At 58.1% G+C, this 17,642-nt stretch carries 14 protein-coding genes; all 14 read left to right on the top strand.

Annotation, left to right across the window (positions count from 1 at the left end; genetic code table 11):
• Nucleotides 1–4 precede the first annotated feature (4 nt).
• The 14 genes from HNQ72_RS12580 (at nt 5) to HNQ72_RS12515 (ending at nt 17,611) form a co-directional block, all read left to right on the top strand.
• Nucleotides 5–415: a hypothetical protein gene (locus HNQ72_RS12580; RefSeq protein WP_183992566.1), complete on the top strand. Its 411-nt coding sequence runs from the start codon at nt 5–7 to the stop codon at nt 413–415.
• A 142-nt stretch (nt 416–557) separates the two neighbouring features.
• Nucleotides 558–1,124, top strand: coding sequence for a rod-binding protein (locus tag HNQ72_RS31085; protein WP_183992565.1), 567 nt, complete (start codon nt 558–560; stop codon nt 1,122–1,124).
• Nucleotides 1,125–1,150: 26 nt separating this feature from the next.
• Nucleotides 1,151–1,519, top strand: coding sequence for a hypothetical protein (locus HNQ72_RS12570; protein ID WP_183992564.1), 369 nt, complete (start codon nt 1,151–1,153; stop codon nt 1,517–1,519).
• A complete protein-coding gene (locus HNQ72_RS12565) occupies nt 1,516–2,058 on the top strand; it encodes a hypothetical protein (RefSeq protein ID WP_183992563.1) in 543 nt (180 codons plus the stop codon). Before HNQ72_RS12570 ends, HNQ72_RS12565 begins: the two co-directional genes overlap by 4 nt.
• 105 nt (nt 2,059–2,163) lie before the next feature.
• Complete coding sequence (glf, locus tag HNQ72_RS12560; protein WP_183992562.1) at nt 2,164–3,312, top strand: UDP-galactopyranose mutase; 1,149 nt, start codon at nt 2,164–2,166, stop codon at nt 3,310–3,312.
• A gap of 330 nt (nt 3,313–3,642) precedes the next feature.
• The gene (locus HNQ72_RS12555) at nt 3,643–4,314 is read left to right on the top strand and encodes a response regulator transcription factor (protein ID WP_183992561.1); all 672 of its coding nucleotides are present in this window, start codon (nt 3,643–3,645) and stop codon (nt 4,312–4,314) included.
• A gap of 217 nt (nt 4,315–4,531) precedes the next feature.
• The gene (locus HNQ72_RS12550) at nt 4,532–5,797 is read left to right on the top strand and encodes a flagellar hook protein FlgE (RefSeq protein WP_183823291.1); all 1,266 of its coding nucleotides are present in this window, start codon (nt 4,532–4,534) and stop codon (nt 5,795–5,797) included.
• 18 nt (nt 5,798–5,815) lie between these two features.
• On the top strand, nt 5,816–7,258 hold the full coding sequence (gene flgK, locus HNQ72_RS12545) for a flagellar hook-associated protein FlgK (protein WP_183992560.1): 1,443 nt from the start codon (nt 5,816–5,818) through the stop codon (nt 7,256–7,258).
• A 2-nt stretch (nt 7,259–7,260) separates the two neighbouring features.
• Nucleotides 7,261–8,289, top strand: coding sequence for a flagellar hook-associated family protein (locus HNQ72_RS12540; RefSeq protein WP_183992559.1), 1,029 nt, complete (start codon nt 7,261–7,263; stop codon nt 8,287–8,289).
• A gap of 48 nt (nt 8,290–8,337) precedes the next feature.
• Nucleotides 8,338–8,685, top strand: coding sequence for a flagellar biosynthesis regulator FlaF (gene flaF, locus HNQ72_RS12535; protein ID WP_148148138.1), 348 nt, complete (start codon nt 8,338–8,340; stop codon nt 8,683–8,685).
• On the top strand, nt 8,682–9,128 hold the full coding sequence (flbT, locus tag HNQ72_RS12530) for a flagellar biosynthesis repressor FlbT (RefSeq protein WP_148148137.1): 447 nt from the start codon (nt 8,682–8,684) through the stop codon (nt 9,126–9,128). The genes flaF and flbT overlap by 4 nt, the downstream gene beginning before the upstream one ends.
• Nucleotides 9,122–9,571, top strand: a complete 450-nt coding sequence (gene flgD, locus HNQ72_RS12525) for a flagellar hook assembly protein FlgD (RefSeq protein WP_183992557.1) — start codon at nt 9,122–9,124, stop codon at nt 9,569–9,571. Before flbT ends, flgD begins: the two co-directional genes overlap by 7 nt.
• A gap of 86 nt (nt 9,572–9,657) precedes the next feature.
• Nucleotides 9,658–9,924: a flagellar biosynthesis protein FliQ gene (gene fliQ / locus HNQ72_RS12520; RefSeq protein WP_148148136.1), complete on the top strand. Its 267-nt coding sequence runs from the start codon at nt 9,658–9,660 to the stop codon at nt 9,922–9,924.
• Between the two features lie 367 nt (nt 9,925–10,291).
• On the top strand, nt 10,292–17,611 hold the full coding sequence (locus HNQ72_RS12515) for a hypothetical protein (protein ID WP_183992556.1): 7,320 nt from the start codon (nt 10,292–10,294) through the stop codon (nt 17,609–17,611).
• The last annotated feature ends 31 nt before the right edge of the window (nt 17,612–17,642 follow it).

Below are 17,642 nucleotides of genomic sequence, written 5' to 3'. Positions count from 1 at the left end.
GACAATGGCGGATATGGACAGATCCAAGAAGCTCAAGCGCCTCGTCAGCGTCCAGCGGCATATAGAGAAGATGATCGAAAACGAGCTTTCGATTATCGTTCGCCAGCGCGAGGAAGTGAATACAGCGATGGAATTGACGGCGAATGTGATGACCTCGCTCGACCCGATCCATCGCGGGCTTTCGCGCCATTATCTGGGCCGGTTCTCGCGGCTGGCAACCGAAGAAAAGCAGCTTACGGCAGCCCGCCGCTCTCAGGAAGCGCGCTTGGCAAAGGAGCGCAGCAAGGGAGATCGGCTTGATGAGCGCCGCAAAGAGGCCTTGGAACTCGAGCAGCGTGCTCGCGAGGACGATGCCGTGATCAACTTGATTGAGATGATGATCACATTGAAGGACACCAGCTTCCAGCAAGGTTAAGGTGGCAACATTCCCCTCGATTTTACAGCGTCGTGCGCCATTCATCGGTTCAGGCAAGACGCTGTGACACTGAGATCTGCGCATCGCAAGCCGGGAAATCGAAGTCGATTTTCGGTCGGCGCGCAAGCAAGAGGGAAACGACGTGGCCATATCTCCTTCCAGCGATCTTGTCCTCGACGTAGTCAAGGCAGCCGATCCGAACAGCATGTTGGCAGCGCGCGAAAAGCTGCGTTCTGTAAGTGCTGAACATCAGGCATCCGTGCTGACTGCTAGCGATGCCGGTTTTGCATCCGTGCTGGGCGCAGGTGCAAGCGATGCATCCAAGGCCGGTATCGGCAATATTCAGCACGCTACCGGCAAGGAGCAGATTCCGGAAGTTTACCGGAAATTCGAATCGAGCGTCCTGACGACCTTCCTCAAGGACATGATGCCTTCCGACAGCGAAGCTGTTTACGGTAAGGGCTCTGCCGGCGAGTTCTGGAAGAGCATGATGGCCGAACAGATGGCGGATTCGGTTTCCAAGCGCGGCGGCATCGGCATCGCGGAACAGGTCTTTGCGCAGGCGCTGAACAAGCAGCGCCTTGAAGTGCCCAACAACACGACAGACGGAAACGACAAGGCCAAGGCTGTCAGCATGATTACGGATTTCGAACGCCGTACCTTGCTATCGCCGGACGCCATCAAAAAAACTGATAACGACGCGGCTTGATTGAAATGCCGAGGGAGAACGATTCCATGGAAGTGCTGAACAGCGAGTACCGCATCAAGGCGGTTCTCGGTCGTCTTGACGTGATCATCGAAAACGAAAACCAGCGGATCGGCAACGATCCCGAGTTCGATTTCAAGCTCTCGAATGCGCACAAGAGCCGCTGCCTTTACGAATTGACCATGCTTTTCCGCAACAGCGAGCGAAATGACATCACGGCGGCCCATCTGGAGCAGCTGCATGCGCTCAAGGCCAAGCTGAAGTTGAACGAGCGCCGCGTGGAAGCTCATATGCGTGCTGTACGCGCCGTTGCCGAACTTCTGAAGAATGCCGTTCGCAGTGCAGACGACGACGGCACCTATTCCCAGGAACAGTTCCTCGTTCGGGCCGATAGATGATCAAGATTGTCCTGATCGGCGTCTGGGTATGCATAATCTCGCTTGGCGGGGTATATGCGGCTGTGACCTTGTCGGCGAAATCCGGCGTAGAGGTTGCCAAACCCGTCATTCCCCCGGCTTATGTGGCAGGTGAAACCCTGAGCATTCCCGTGGTGACGGAAGGAGCTGTAACCGGTTACTTCCTCACCAAGGTCTCGGTGATGATCGATCAGGAGAAGGCTGCAAACACGCATATCCCGATCGCGCCCTACATCACGGATGAGCTCTATACCGTCCTGGTGGGCAACAAGATGATCGACCTGCCGAAGGCGGGTGACCTGAATGTCGAGGGCCTGAGAGCCAAGATCAAGGACGACCTCAACGCCCGAGCCGGGGATGCATTGGTGACCGCGGTGATCTTCGAACAGCTCGATTATCTCTCCAAGGCCGACCTTGCCGGGAAATCGAACCAGAAGATGGCGTCCAAGAAAATCGTTGCGCCAGAGCCTGCTCCTGCAGGCACAGCCGGTGGTGCGGCTGCGCCGGCGAAATCGCACTAGAGCGAACCACACTTTGGTTTCTTGTTTCCAGGCATGTCTTCCCCGCAAATCCCGGGATCACTTCGAGAGACATGCTCTGGCGGTTCGGGAATTTAGGGGGGCACAGTGCCGAAACCAGTTCTGATCGTCGGCGCCGGTCTGTCCGGTGCCGTCATCGGCCGCGAGCTGGCAGAGGCCGGTCACGTCGTCCACATCATCGACCGGCGTTCCCACATTGCAGGCAATTGCCACACGGCGCGGGACGAAGCATCCGGCGTGATGGTCCATGTCTACGGGCCGCATATCTTCCACACCAACGACGATGAGGTGTGGCGTTACGTCAACCGGCACATGACGTTCATGCCGTATGTGAACAGGGTGAAGACCACGAGCGCAGGGCAGGTCTATTCGCTGCCCGTCAACCTGCACACGATCAACCAGTTCTTTGGCAGGACCTTCAGGCCAGATGAGGCGCGCGACTTCATTCAGTCACAGTCTGACCCGTCGATCGGCGAACCGGTGACATTCGAGGATCAGGCGCTCAAATTCGTCGGACGCGAACTCTACGAAGCGTTTTTTGAAGGATACACGCGCAAGCAGTGGGGATGCTCGCCCGCGGATCTGCCTGCCAGCATCCTCAAAAGACTGCCGGTACGGTTCAGCTACGACGACAATTACTTTTCGCATCTCTATCAGGGCATGCCGGAGCACGGTTATACCGAGATGGTCGCGCGTATCTTGTCGCACGAGAACATCTCCATCGAACTTGAACGGAATTTCGTCCGCACCGATGCCGGCGATTTTTCACACGTGTTTTATTCCGGACCGCTCGACGGTTATTTCGACTACGAGCTCGGCCGGCTTGGATACCGCACCCTCGATTTCGAGGAGTTTCAATACGACGGTGATTATCAGGGTTGCGCGGTGATGAATTACGCAGATGCCGATGTCCGTTACACACGGGTTACCGAGCATAAGCATTTCTCTCCCTGGGAAAAACACGAACGGAGCGTATGTTACCGGGAGTATTCCCGGGCATGCGGTCCGGATGATGAGCCATATTATCCGATAAGGCTGAGTGGCGAGCAGGCGCTGCTGGCGCAATACGTAGCGCGTGCTCGCTTCGAGCAAGGCGTCACCTTTGTCGGCCGCCTCGGCACATACCGTTATCTCGATATGGATGTGACGATCCGTGAGGCGCTTGATACCGCCCGATCCTGTATCCGCGCATTCGCGGACGGCTCACCACTCCGCGCTTTCAATATCGAGCCGTAGAAACGGTGTCTCTTTACCGTGTCGGGGCGGATGAGTAATAAATATATACGCAACTAAAAGTAGATATTCGATCGCGGATTTTCTCCCATCACGAGTCCGGCGATAATGAGGCGTGTCAAACGGAGTCTCGTGGGCATCAATCATTGTCGCACGATATCCACCGAAAAAATTGTGCCTGTTTTGGTTTGCGCCACTACATCTAGTGCAAATCGGAGGGGTGTGGTTAATCAATTATTAATTAGTCCCCACAAGTTCCTATAATTGTGGCTGACTCCCACGATTCGTACTCATGCCTCAGCACATGAACGCTGCTGATTCGGAGATGGGTGAATGATCGTCGTGGTTGATGAGCGAGAGCTCGTAACGGAAGGTTACACATCCTTGTTCGGCCGCGAGGGCATCCCCTCGGCAGGCTTCGATCCCGTCGAGTTCGGCGAGTGGGTCAATTCCGCAGCCGATGCCGATATCCGCGCCATCGAAGCCTTCCTCATCGGCCAGACCAGGAACGCCTGCGATCTGCCGCGCACCATCCGCGATCGTTCCACTGCACCGGTCATCGCCGTTTCCGACCAGCCGTCCCTCGATGCAACGCTCGCGCTGTTCGATGCCGGCGTCGACGACGTTGTCCGCAAGCCGGTTCATCCGCGCGAGATCCTGGCGCGCGCCGCTGCCATCCGTCGCCGCCTGACCGCCATCGCCAATTACACCGATATCGGTTCGATCCGCGTCTATTCCGATGGTCGCGATCCCGAGATTGGCGGCGAAGTCTTCCCGCTGCCGCGGCGCGAGCGCCGCATTCTCGAATATCTGGTCGCCAATCGCGGCCGGCGTGTTTCCAAGGCGCAGATCTTCTCGGCCATTTACGGCATCTTCGACGAGGACGTCGAGGAAAACGTGGTCGAGAGCCATATCAGCAAATTGCGCAAGAAGCTCCGCAAGAAGCTCGGAACCGACCCGATCGATTCAAAGCGCTTCCTCGGTTATTGCATCGACTGGAATTGAAAAATGTAAGGGGCGATCAGGATCGCCCCTTTTTTGTTTTCCGGCCGGCAATGATTGTCCGGCCTTTTCTGATTGTTTCGACTGCCGGTTTTCCATCGACCCGTTTGGCATCCCGCCGTCGAAAAATGTTTTTCAAATTTCCCACCCATCCTTTTCAGACAGCTTCACGCAAGGACCGGCACCTAATGTGGAGCAACTATCACAGCGAGGATTCGAAATGAGCATTTTTGGAACCATGAAGACCGCCGTTTCGGGCATGAATGCTCAGGCTAACCGCCTGGGGACGGTCGGTGACAATATCGCGAACTCGAGCACGACAGCTTACAAGGGCGCTTCGACCTCGTTTTCGTCACTGGTTCTTCCGTCAACTTCCGGCAACTACAACTCCGGCGGCGTGGAGACGAAGGTTTCCTACTCCGTTTCGGAACAGGGTGCCTTGGAATACACCACGTCCGGATCTGATCTCGCGATCCAGGGTGAAGGTTTCTTCATCGTTCAGGATACCGCTGGAAACATCTTCCTGACGCGTGCGGGTTCGTTTACTCCCGATGAAAACGGCTATCTCGTCAACGATGCCGGCTACATGCTTCTCGGTTACGACGCCGATGGAGGCACGCCGACCACTGTCGTCAATTCCTATGACGGGCTGGTGCCGGTCAAGGCTTCCAACTCGAGCATCACGGCAGTCGCCACGACCAATGGTTCGCTGACCGGTAACCTCAACAAGTCGGCGGATCCTGTCGCTGCCGGCAGCTGGGCAAGCGATAACGGTGCTACCACCGATGTCGACATGGACAGCATGCTGAAGACCTCGGTGACGACCTATGACGAGTACGGTGCAGCTGTAACTTACGATTTCTACTTCACCAAGACGGCCGATAACTCTTGGGAAGTCGCAGTTTACAATGCTGCCGATAAGAGCACGACCGGCAGCGGCAGCTTCCCGTATTCCGGCACGGCCGTGACCGCCGATCTGGTGTTTGATTCGAAAGGTCTCGTCAGCGTTGACGGCGCGACCTCGCCGCTGTCGATCACCGTTGGCGGCATTGACTTCGACCTTTCCGGCATGAACCAGCTTTCCAGCGCTTCGGTAATCTCCAAGGGTAGCGCCAACGGTAGTCCGGCCGAGTCTATGACCGGCATCGAGATCGATTCGGATGGCACGGTTTACGCGACCTACGCCAAGAGCGATCCGAAAGCCCTCTACCAGATTGCGATGGCGACGGTTCAGAGCCCGGACAATCTCAAGCTCTTCTCGGGCAACGTATATAAGCCGACCGCGGACTCGGGTGTTGTCACCATCGGCTTTGCCGGCACCACCGGCTTCGGTGAGATCGTTTCCGGAGCCTTGGAAACGTCCAACGTCGACCTCGCAAGCGAACTGACGGAAATGATCGAATCGCAGCGTAGCTACACGGCGAATTCCAAGGTATTCCAGACCGGCTCTGACCTGATGGATGTTCTCATCAATCTCGCCCGTTAAGGCGTAGGAGCCAGCTGAATGTCCATCGCATCCGCAATCAATACGACGAAATCGATCCTGAGCAACACCGCGACCCAGACGGCCACGGTGTCGACCAACACGTCCAATACGAACACTGAGGATTACAATCGTCGTACTGCGGTCACGACGACGAACCCCTATTCCGGTGCGACTACGGTCAAGCTGGAGCGTACCGAGGACGCGGCCCTGCTGAAGCAGACATTGTCGGCAATTGCAGACGATGCAGGTCAGCAGGCTTTGTTGAAGGGTCTCGTATCGCTCGATGCGGCGATGGGCGGAAGCGAATCTTCGGCAACGCCTTCGCAATATCTGGCGGCTCTTGTCGAGTCGCTTGATACTTATGCTACGTCACCGAGCGACGTAACATTGGCAGCGGCCGCAGTAGCGGCGGCTGGCGATCTTGCCAACTCCCTTAATCAGCAGACATCAGCCGTTCAGGGGCTTCGCGTCCAGGCGGACTCGGAGATTTCGACGACCGTTGATAAGTTGAACCAGCTCTTGAAGGATTTCGAGAAGGTCAACGACAAGGTCAAGGAAAAGATCTCGCGGGGCGAGGATGCCAACGATGCGCTGGATACCCGTGAAGGACTTGTAAAGCAGATATCTGAAATCGTCGGCGTCACGAGCACCGTCCGTGATGGCAACGACATGGTGCTTTATACCAGCGGCGGCATCACTCTGTTCGAGACGGTGCCACGCGAGGTAACCTTCGATGCCAGCGCGGCTCTGGACGCGACTACGTCCGGAAATCCTGTCTATATCGATGGTGTCTCGCTTGCTTCGGGCAAGGGCAGTAGCACCAGTGCCAGCGGTTCGCTTCAGGCGCTGCTGCAGTTGCGCGACGAAGTCTACCCGACCTATCAGGATCAGTTGGACGAGATTGCCCGCGTGACGATGTCGGTCTTTGCCGAGTTGGACGGTGCAGGTGATGAAATCGCAGGCCTCTTCACCACCAAGGACGGATCGACTGTCGATTTCAACAACCCGGATATCGTCTCCGGTCTGGCGGGGCTGATCACGGTCGATAGTGACGCGCAAGCCGATCCGACTAAGTTGAGGGACGGCAATATTTCCGGCGTAAAGCAGAATACCGAGAATGCCGCAGGCTTTTCGAAGCTCCTTTACGGCTATCTCGCAGGCTTCGAAGAGACCGTCGATTTCGATGGCGATGCCGGAACCACAACGCGTGCCACGCTTCTGGCTTATTCGACCGACTCCGTCGGCTGGGTTCAGGAATATCGAAGCAACGCCAGCTCGGCTGCAGAAAGCACCTCTGCCATGCAGATGCGGGCGAAGGAAGCCTATGCCAATGCCACAGGCGTCAACCTCGACGAGGAGCTTATTCTCCTGTTGGACATCGAGCAGTCCTACAAGGCGGCCACGAAGCTGCTTTCGACGATTGACGAAATGCTCAGCTCACTAATGCAGGCGGCTAGCTAGTCATGAAAACAACGTCTATCTCATCTCTCGCCATTAGTCAGTCTATGCAATCGACCGTCTCCACTGCGATGACGGAGATTACAAAGCTGCAGGATGAGGCGGTTACCGGTACCTATTCCGATGTCGGGCTGGAGCTTGGAACCCGTACCTCGACAAGTCTGGATTATTCGCGGGAAAGCAGCCGCCTCCAGTCGGTTATCGATGCGAATTCCTTCGCCGAGACGAGAATGGAAGGATCGCAGCTTGCGCTGACCAACATCTCGGATGCAGGGCAGACACTGCTGGATGCCTTGACGGCGCTCAGTGGCAATTCCGATGTAAACAGCCTCAAGGTTTCCGCCGACAGCGCGATGTCGGTGCTGGAGAATTTCGTCAGCTACGCGAACACTGCAGTTAACGGCGAATACCTCTTTTCCGGCATATCGACGGATGTGCAGACTTTCGACGATGATTTCATCGCCAACGTGACGGATGACTTCAATACGGCGTTCGCCAACTTCAGAACGGCAAACGGTATCGCTTCGGCCGGTGATGTGACCGCCGGCCAGATGACCCAGTTTCTGTCCGATTATGAGACATCTTTCAACTGGGCGTCCTGGACCAACGCGTCTGACACCGTAATGACGACGCGCATAAGTTCTTCGGAAACCGTAGCGACATCAACCAGCGCCAATTCCGAAGGTTTCAAGAACCTTGTCCTCGCTTCTGTGGTAGCGTCGCAGCTATCGAACGCCGGCCTCGGGAGCGGAGCCTTGTCCGTGGTTAGCCAGAAGGCAACGCAATATGCCGGCACCGCAATTTCCGGCGTGACTGCTCAGCAGTCAGCACTTGGTTTGTCGCAAGAGCGTATCGACAAAGCGAACACGTATATGAGCAACCAGATCAAGATCATCGATACGCAGCTGACGGGCTTGGTGGGTGTGGATACGGAGGAGGCCTCTGTGCGGTTGTCGACACTGCTGAACCAGGTTGAAACCTCTTACTCGATCACATCTCGAATCCTGGGCATGAGCCTCGCTGATTATCTCTAGTCATCGGCATGTATGTCCGATGCCCGCTCTACCATGAAGGGTAATTGAATGTTTCAGTTTTCATACGCGGAGATCATGGAGGATGATCTCACTGTCGCCCGCGAACGAGAACGCCAGATCCTGACAAGATCGATCGAGCTTTTGGAAGTGGCCAAGCAGAGCGCCAAATACGACAAGGATTCGATCGAAGCTGTCTACTACACAAGACGGGTATGGATCAGGTTGATCGAGGATCTGCGGAGCGCCGACAATCAGCTTAGTGTGGAAGTCAGAGCCAATCTAATATCGATCGCAATATGGATACTGAAGGAGTTGGAAAACATTCGGCGACGAACGTCCACCAACTACCAGGGTATCATCGACATAACCATCATCATTCGGGATGGACTTAAATGAAAAGTACGCTACGCCTCTCGCTGAAATCCGGGGAAAAGATCTTCGTCAACGGTGCCGTCCTTCGGGTGGACCGGAAGGTTTCGATCGAATTCCTCAACGACGTGACGTTCTTGCTGGAAAACCATGTTCTTCAGCCCGAGCAGACCACGACGCCACTTCGGCAGCTTTATTTCATCGCCCAGATGATGCTGATCAATCCGGAAGGCAAAGAGCATTCCATGGCGCTCTTCCGCAAGTCGATTACCATGCTGGTGGCCTGCTTCCAGAACGAGGAAGTCCGTGCTGAATTGAAGCGGATCGACACCATGGTATCTTCGGGTCGTCCCTTTGACGCGCTTAAGGCCATCCGCGCTCTTTATCCGGTCGAGGAAGCCATTCTCAACAAGAACGAGATCACGCCCGCAGCCGTTATGGAACTGCGAAAGGAAATTGCGCTATGGTGACGGTCACTTCCGCAACGTCGACGACATCGACGGCGTCCACCTCGACATCTGCCTCATCCAGCGCAGCGGCCGCGGCATCGCTTGATTACAACAGCTTTCTCAAGCTGTTGATCACGCAGATGCAGAACCAGGATCCAACTGATCCCATGGATGCGACCGAGCAGGTTTCGCAGCTTGCGACATTTTCGCAGGTTGAACAGACGATCAAGACGAACTCCAATTTGGAGAGCTTGATCAGCCAGTCCAACCTGTCGAACGCATCGAACTATATCGGCAAGACGATCACCAGCGCAGATGGCAAGACCACAGGCGTTGTCGCCTCGGTCGAGGTCACATCCGACGGTCTCACTGCCAAGACGACGGATGGCGCAGAGATCAGCATCGGAGAGGGCATAACGATCTCCACTGCGAAAACCACGACGACAACCGAAACTTCCGCTTAAACTAAGCGCACGAATCCCTTAGAGCTGGGACGGTCGATTTGCGATGACCGTGCGGCCGTCCAAGCGCCTATGAAGGGTAGAATGTCATGAATGAGGCCGATGCGCTCGATATTATGCGCAACGCCATCTGGACGATCCTGGTCGCTGCAGGACCGGCTGTTCTTGCCGGCATGATTGTAGGCGTGACCATCGCACTGATCCAGGCATTGACACAGGTGCAGGAAATGACGCTCACCTTCGTGCCCAAGATCGTTGCCGTCATGGTCGTTATCGGCCTTTCGGCATCTTTTATGGGCGCACAGATTGCCTTGTTTGCGGATCTGGTTTTCTCACGCGTACAAAGCGGTTTTTGAAGCCTGCAGGCTTGCCCTTATCTGTCTTCCTTTTTCGGCGGTCATCTTAACGTCTTGTCTGTGGCGCTGCGTCGCGCCCGTGAGGTTCGCAATTCGAACCCGGTTTGCTCTTTCTGCATCGTGCCGGCACGTTGCGCCGAAAAATGGATACTCAATCATATTTATCTGCAGCTGTAGAAAAGCTTCAGCTTCGCACAAGTCGGCCTCCCTACAGCTTCTGATATGACCAGCATGAAAAGCTGGTTGCAGCTCGCCATTCCAGGGAGGATGGAGCGGCGAGAATTGGTTTCCTCGTAATGTTCGCCATACCGCGGAAGCCATTCCCGGGTTTGTTTTAGGCATTTGATCCAGCGTCAAGGCTCCACACATGACTACGACCATTTCCTCGCTCAGCGTCACCCAGATCAGGTCGCTTTCGACGGCGGCAGTTGCAGCGTGGACGACGGAGGACGTGGCGTCGCTCTCCACGGCCCAGATCAAGGCCCTTTCTTCCGAACAGATTTCGGCAATGGATACGGAAGACATCGAAACGATGGATTCCCGTCAGTTGAGCGCCATCGCGACAAATGCGATCGTCGGCCTGACGATGGACCAGCTTGCCGTGCTCAGCAAGGTCGCTATCGAAAGCTTGAGCACAGGACAGGTTGCAGCGCTCACCACGGCGCAGCTGCTGGCGCTGTCCACGGATCAGGCCGAAGCACTGACGTCGTCGCAAGTCGGTTCATTGACCACCGCACAGCTTGCGGCCTTGACGCCGGCGGATCTTGCGACCTTCTCGACGGAAGACATGGCGGCGATCAATCCGGCTGCGATCGGAGGCCTTAGAACCGAAGTCATGGCGTCATTGTCGACGGCGCAGGTTGCTTCGCTTTCCACCGGCTCGATTTCCAGACTGACTACCGACCAGATCGTGGCGTTGTCCACCGGACATGTTGCGGCTTTGACGACGGCGCAGGTCGGCGCTCTCAAGTCCCAACAGGTCGCCGTTCTTGGAACGAACGATATCGCCGTCCTGTCGACAGAAAGCGTCGCAGCACTCAGCAACGGCGCAGCTCCCGGCCTGTCGTCGGCCCAGATCTCGGCCCTCTCATCGGCACAGCTCGCTGCCGCCAACACGGCGCTCATTGCAAGCCTGACATCGACACAGATCTCGGCACTTTCTACGGCTCAGGTCGCGGCATTGACGTCAGCCCAGATTGGCGCGTTGAAAGTGCTGCAGGTTGCGGCGCTTAGCACCGCGATGGTCGGTGCCCTCACAACGATGCAGATTGCCTCCCTCAGCACCGGAAGCGTTTCCAGTCTGAGCACTGACCAGATCAATGCGCTTTCGGCGACGCAGATTGCAGCATTGACGACGGCGCAGATGTCGGCGTTCAAGGCAACGCAGATCGTTGCCTTTTCGACGGGTGACATTGCAGGCCTGACGACAGCGCAGATTGCCGCCTTGGGCACGAAGTCCATTCTCGGTCTGACGACGGATCAGGTTGCGGCACTCTCCACCAGCCAGGTTCAGGCGCTGACTTCGACCCAGATCAGGGTCCTGTCATCGGATCAGGTATCGGCTCTCGGTGCGGATGATATTGCAACCTTCTCTACCGACGAAATGGCGGTACTCAGCAACAAGGCTGTGGCCGGCCTCTCGACCGCCGTCATGGCATCGCTGGCGCCCGCTCAGGTCGCATCGCTGAGCACCAGCGCCGTGGCTGCTTTGTCTACGGATCAGTTTGACGCATTGAACACCGCCCAGATCGCGGCCCTGACGAACCTGCAGGTCGCCGTGCTGACATCGGGCCAGCTTGCCGTCCTCAATTCGGCAGATCTTGCTGCTTTCTCGACCGCCAATATCGCGGCTCTGACCAGCCGCAGCATTTCGGGCCTCAGCACCAGTGCCATGGCATCTCTGTCGACTGCGCAGGTCGCAGCCTTGAGCGTGGCCGCCGTAGCAAAGCTCTCGTCTGATCAGCTGGAAGTTCTGTCGGTAGCGCAGGCCGAGGCACTTACGTCGGCGCAAGTAAAAGTAATGACGTCCGCGCAACTGGCAATGCTGACGCCGCAGCAGCTTGCCAAATTCTCTACCGACGACATGGCGGCGATCTCGAGCGCTGCGATTTCCGGCCTCAAGGCAAACGTTATCTCGTCTCTTACGACCGACCAGATTGCTGCCCTGACGGCAAGTGCTGTCAGTGGATTGACGACGGAACAGCTCGATGGCCTGTCGTCGAAGCAGGTCAAGGTGCTGACGACCGAACAGGTTGCCGCGTTGAGAACTTCGCAGATTGGTTCGCTTGGATCGGAAGGCATCGCTGTCTTTTCGACAGCCCAGATTGCTGCCTTGTCGGCCGGTGCCGTGTCGCGACTGACCGTTGCCCAGGTTGCGGCTTTGAGTGTGGTCCAGGCCGAAGCGCTCACGACGGCGCAGGTAAAGGCCTTGACCTCCGACCAGGTCGCGGCGCTGGATCCAGAGGATCTGGCGACGTTCTCGACCGCGGAAATAGCCGCACTCACGACAGGTGTCATTCAAGGCATAAGCACCGCTACGCTGCAGGCCTTGTCGACGGCCCAGATTGCAGCCCTCACGACGGTCGCCATCGCCAAGATGAGTTCGGAACAGATGGCTGCCTTGAGCGCAGACAAGGTTGCCGCACTCACCACCGCTCAGATCGCCGCCTTGTCTTCCTCGCAGCTCGGGGCGATCGACACGGAAACCCTGCTTGCTCTGTCTGCCAAGTCCTTCGCGGCGATCACCTCCGCCGCTATCGCAGGCCTGTCGACCGGCACGATCACGGCCTTGTCGTCGGCGCAGATTGCCGCGCTGAGTACGGCGGCAGTCGCCGCCATGTCCACTGCCCAGGTCGGCGTATTGTCCAGCGGTCAGGCATCGGCTTTGACCACTACACAGATCAAGGCGCTGACATCCAAGCAGATCGGCGCATTGCCGACCGAAACGCTGGTATCGCTTTCCAGCGGTCAGATTGCATCGTTGAACACGGCTGCGTTTGCCGCTCTTTCGACCGATCAGATTGCTTCTCTGACTTCGCTTCAGCTTGCAGCTCTTTCCACGGCACAAGTTGCGGCTCTGACTTCGCTCCAGGTCGGCGCACTTTCGTCGGAGGCTATCGCTGCCTTCTCCGCAGCCCGGCTTTCCGTACTTAATACCGGTGCTGTCGCCGCCTTGTCCACGGACGTGATCGCGGCCCTTTCTACGGCCCAGGTCGCCGCTCTCAGTACTGCGGGCATCGCCAGCCTGACGACGGACCAGATCGCTGCTCTGTCGACGGCGCAAGTCGATGCGTTGTCGACGCTGCAGATAGGCGTTCTGAAGTCATCACAGCTCGCAGCATTGAGCACCGCGGACCTCGCAACCTTCTCGACAGCCGACATCGCGGCGATCGGTGCGAAAGCGATCGCGGGCCTGAGCAGCAGCGCACTTGTGTCATTGACGAGCGATCAGCTCGGTGCGCTCGGTGTAACGGCGATCGCCAATCTGACGAGCGACCAGATTGAAGCACTTAGCTCGGCCCAGATCGGCGCCCTGTCAACCAAGCAGGTCGCTGCCCTGACCTCGGCACAGGTGGCGGCGTTGAGTGCGACCGCAATCGGGCATTTCAGCTCCGCGCAGATTTCGGCGCTTAGCACGGCTGGCATGAAGGGCCTGAGCGAAGATCACATCGCAGCGCTGACGGCCGCACAAATCTCGGCTCTGTCCACTCTCCAGATGTCGACGCTGAGCTCGATGCAGATCGCAGCTTTCGGCACCGATGACATCGCCTCACTCTCCACGGCGCAGGTCGCGGCTCTAAGCACGGCTGGCGTTACCGGTTTGTCGACAAGACAAGTCGCAGCCTTGTCGACGGCGCAGGTCGATGCCCTGACCGCCACCCAGATTGCTGTACTGAGTATCGACCAGATTGAGGTTCTCGATTCTGCCGATATCGCAACCTTCTCGACGAAGGAAATGGCCGCAATCAGCTCTGCTGCCATCTCTGGATTATCGACATCGGCCTTGGCTTCCTTGTCTACCGCCCAGATAGCGGCACTCAGCGCCAGCGGCATTACCGGTTTGACCACAGGGCAGATCTCGGCTCTGCTCTCAAGCCAGGTGTCGTCACTGACGACGAAACAGATTGCGTCGCTGAGCGCCACCCAGACGGCGGCCCTCGGGACGGACGACATCGCTGCCATGTCCACCGCCCAGGTCTCGTCGCTCAGCACTGCGGGAATTTCGGGTCTGACGACGAAACAGGTTGCGGCGCTCTCAACTGCGCAGGCGGGAGCCTTGACCAGCGTTCAGGTCGCGGCATTAAGTTCCGCCCAGATCGCGGTCATCGGAACGGAAAACATTCGGACCTTCTCCACGTCTGATGTTGCAGCCATCCATACGGATGCGATTTCCAGCCTGACGACGGCGGTCATCGCAACGCTCTCTACGAGCCAGATTGCATCCTTGACCACCAGCGCGATCGCCTCGCTGACGACGAAGCAGGTTGCTGCGCTCAGCACGGGGCAGATCGCCGCCCTATCGAGCAAGCAGGTCGGCGCTTTGACGTCACAACAAATTGCGGCTCTTGGTGCTGACGATCTCGAAGCACTCTCCAGCTCGGCCCTCTCGGCAATCAGCTCCACTGCGATAGGAGGCCTGTCGACCGATACGCTGGCATCGCTGTCGACCGAAATGATCGCCGGTCTCGGCACTTCGGCTATCGCCGGTCTCACCACCAGGCAGATTGCCACGCTGAGCACCGACCAGATCGGCGCCCTGACAACCCGTCAGATGGGAGCTTTGAGCTCTTACCAGGCGGCAGCGCTGTCGAGCGACGACCTTGCAGCTTTGACGACCGGCCAGATCGCAGCCTTGAGCACCGCCGGTATTTCGGGGCTTTCCTCGGGCCAGATAGAAGCGCTGACGACTGTCCAGACAGAAGCGCTGACCGCCACGCAGGTGGCCTCAATGACCTCCAAACAGATCGCGGCACTTGGCGCCGATGATCTTGCACTGTTTGCGACCAGGGAAATCGCTGCCCTGAGTTCTAGCGCCGTCGCCGGATTGTCCTCCACGACACTTGCATCTCTCTCCAATGATCTCGTTGCCGCCTTGAGCACGGCTGCAATTACCAGTCTCTCGACTACCCAGATGGCCGCGTTCTCGACAACGCAGCTTGCGGCAATGACGAGCAGTCAGGTCAGTGCACTGAATTCGAAACAGCTTGAAGCGCTGGGGACCAGCTATATCGCCTCCCTCTCGACGGAGGAGATCGCGGCTCTCAGCACGGCAGTCATCGCCGGCCTTTCGACTGCGCAGATCGCCACGCTTTCGACCGCGCAGGCCGAAGCGCTGACGAGTTCACAGATTGCGGTCCTGAATTCCAACCAGATCGCCGCGCTTGGCAGTGACGACCTGGCCCTTTTCACGACCCGGGAGATTGCTTCGCTAAGCGCGAGCGCGATTGCCGGCCTCTCGACAGACGTCCTTGCGTCCCTATCGACTGACAGGATCGAGGCGCTCAGCTTCTCGAATATTGCAGCGCTTTCCACCGCCCAGGTGGCAGCTCTCGGCAGCAAACAGTTGGAGGCCCTCACAACCGCTCAGATCGGCCATCTGTCATCAAGGCAGATCGGCGCGCTCGGTGCGGCCGGCATATCGGTGCTCTCCACCGGTCAGATCGCCGCCATGGCAACGGCGGGCCTGGCCGGCCTGACCTCGGCTCAGGTGAATGCGATGTCGACCAGCCAGGTCGAGGCACTGACGAGCACGCAGGTCGCGGTTCTGACCTCGGCGCAGGTCGCGGCCCTCGGCACCGACGATCTGGCAGTCTTCTCGACAAAAGAACTTGCGGTCCTAGGCTCAAGCGCCATTGCCGGCCTGTCCACCGCTGTGCTTGCAGCACTCTCGAGCGAGCAGATCGCTTCGCTGAGTTCTGCCGCAATCGGCCAGCTTACCACCAGCCAGGTTGCGGCGTTGAGCAACGCGCAGATCGATGCCCTGACAACGGCCCAGTTTGGTGCGCTTGGTTCCAAGCAGATCGCGGTCCTCAGTACCGATGCAATCGCAGGTCTTTCGACCGATCAGATCGCAGCGTTCGGCACGGCCGGTATTGCCGGGCTGACGGCTGCCCAGATCGCGGCGCTTACCACCAGCCAGGTCGAAGCCCTGACGTCGACGCAGATCGGCGCACTCAACTCGGCCCAGGTGGCGGCCTTCGGGACCGACGACCTTGAAGTCTTCTCGACTGCCGATATTGCTGCCCTGAGTTCCAGCGGCGTGGCGGGATTGACGACCACTGTTCTTGCCGCGCTCTCGACTGAACAGATCGCGCATCTGAGCGCTGCGGGCATTGCCGGTCTCACCAGCAGCCAGATTACCGCGCTTACGACGGTTCAGGCGGAAGCGTTGACGACGACCCAGATCGCAGCGCTCAACTCCAGGCAGATATCCGCACTCGGCCTTGACGATCTTGCGACCTTCACGACCGACGAGATTGCAGCCATCAGTTCTATGGCCATCTCGGGTCTGTCGACCAGCACCGTTGCCGCGCTGACGACGGAGCAGATCGCGGCCCTCGGAACGGCAGCCATCGCTGGTCTCACAACCGGCCAGATCGCCGCACTGAGCCTGAACCAGCTCGAGACCCTATCGACGGCTCAGATCGGCGTTCTCTCGTCGAGCCAGGTGGCGGTGCTGACAACTGTCGAAATTGCGGCCCTGACAACGGCGCAGATCGCGGCACTTAGCACATCCGGCATCGCAGGTCTGACGAGCGGACAGGCCAGTGCATTGACACTGGACCAGATTTCCGCGCTGTCGACGACGCAGATCGCGGCGCTGACATCGACAGCCATATCGGGACTGACGGTGGAGGATCTGGAATCCTTCTCGACCGAAAAGCTTGCCGCAATCTCGTCCACAGCGATTGCCGGTCTGTCGACGAGCTTCATCGCGGCTCTTTCCACGCAGGAACTTGCAGCGCTCGGGACCGCCGGTATCTCCGGTCTGACCAGCGCCCAGGTCGATGCATTGACGGCAGAACATCTCGACTCGCTGTCGACGGCGCAGATTGCGGCCTTCAGCTCGGCAGGCCTTTCCGGCCTCACCACCGAGGACATGGCCGCATTCTCGACGGCGGATCTCGCAGCCATTGGCACCGCGGCAATCAAGGGCCTGTCCACCGCGATCATCGCATCGCTGACGACGGAGCAGATCGGCGCACTCTCCGCCAGCCAGGTCGGTGGTCTGAACTACAATCAGATCGTCGCTCTCTCCACCGCCCAGGTCGCAGAGCTGACTACAGCGCAAATCGGCGCGCTCAACGCGCTGCAGGCAGCAGCGCTGGGTACTGATGATATCGCTGTCTTCACGACGGGCGAGATTGCCGCGCTGAACACCGGGGCAATCTCCGGTCTGACCTCGTCGGTCATCTCGTCGCTCACCACGGCGCAGGCGCAAGCCCTGACCCCGACCCAGGTCAACTCCCTGACCTCGTCTCAGCTTGCCGCTTTGTCCAATGATGGATTGGCCACTTTCTCGACCGAGGATATTGCAGCCTTCAACAGCGCCGCTCTTCCCGGCCTGTCGACGGAAAGCATCGTGGCCATGTCGAGCGCACAGCGTGACACGCTGATCGAAACCCACATGGCGGCACTGAGCCCGGCACAGGTATCGGCGATTATCTCGCTTTATCTGGCAGCGTAAGGCTGTTGTCGGGAAGGCTGGTATAAACGAG

The sequence above is a fragment of the Aliirhizobium wenxiniae genome (assembly GCF_014201355.1).
Lineage (GTDB): Bacteria > Pseudomonadota > Alphaproteobacteria > Rhizobiales > Rhizobiaceae > Neorhizobium > Neorhizobium wenxiniae.
The sequence above is the reverse complement of the archived record's forward strand: the minus strand, read 5'-3'. Positions and strand labels throughout refer to the sequence as shown.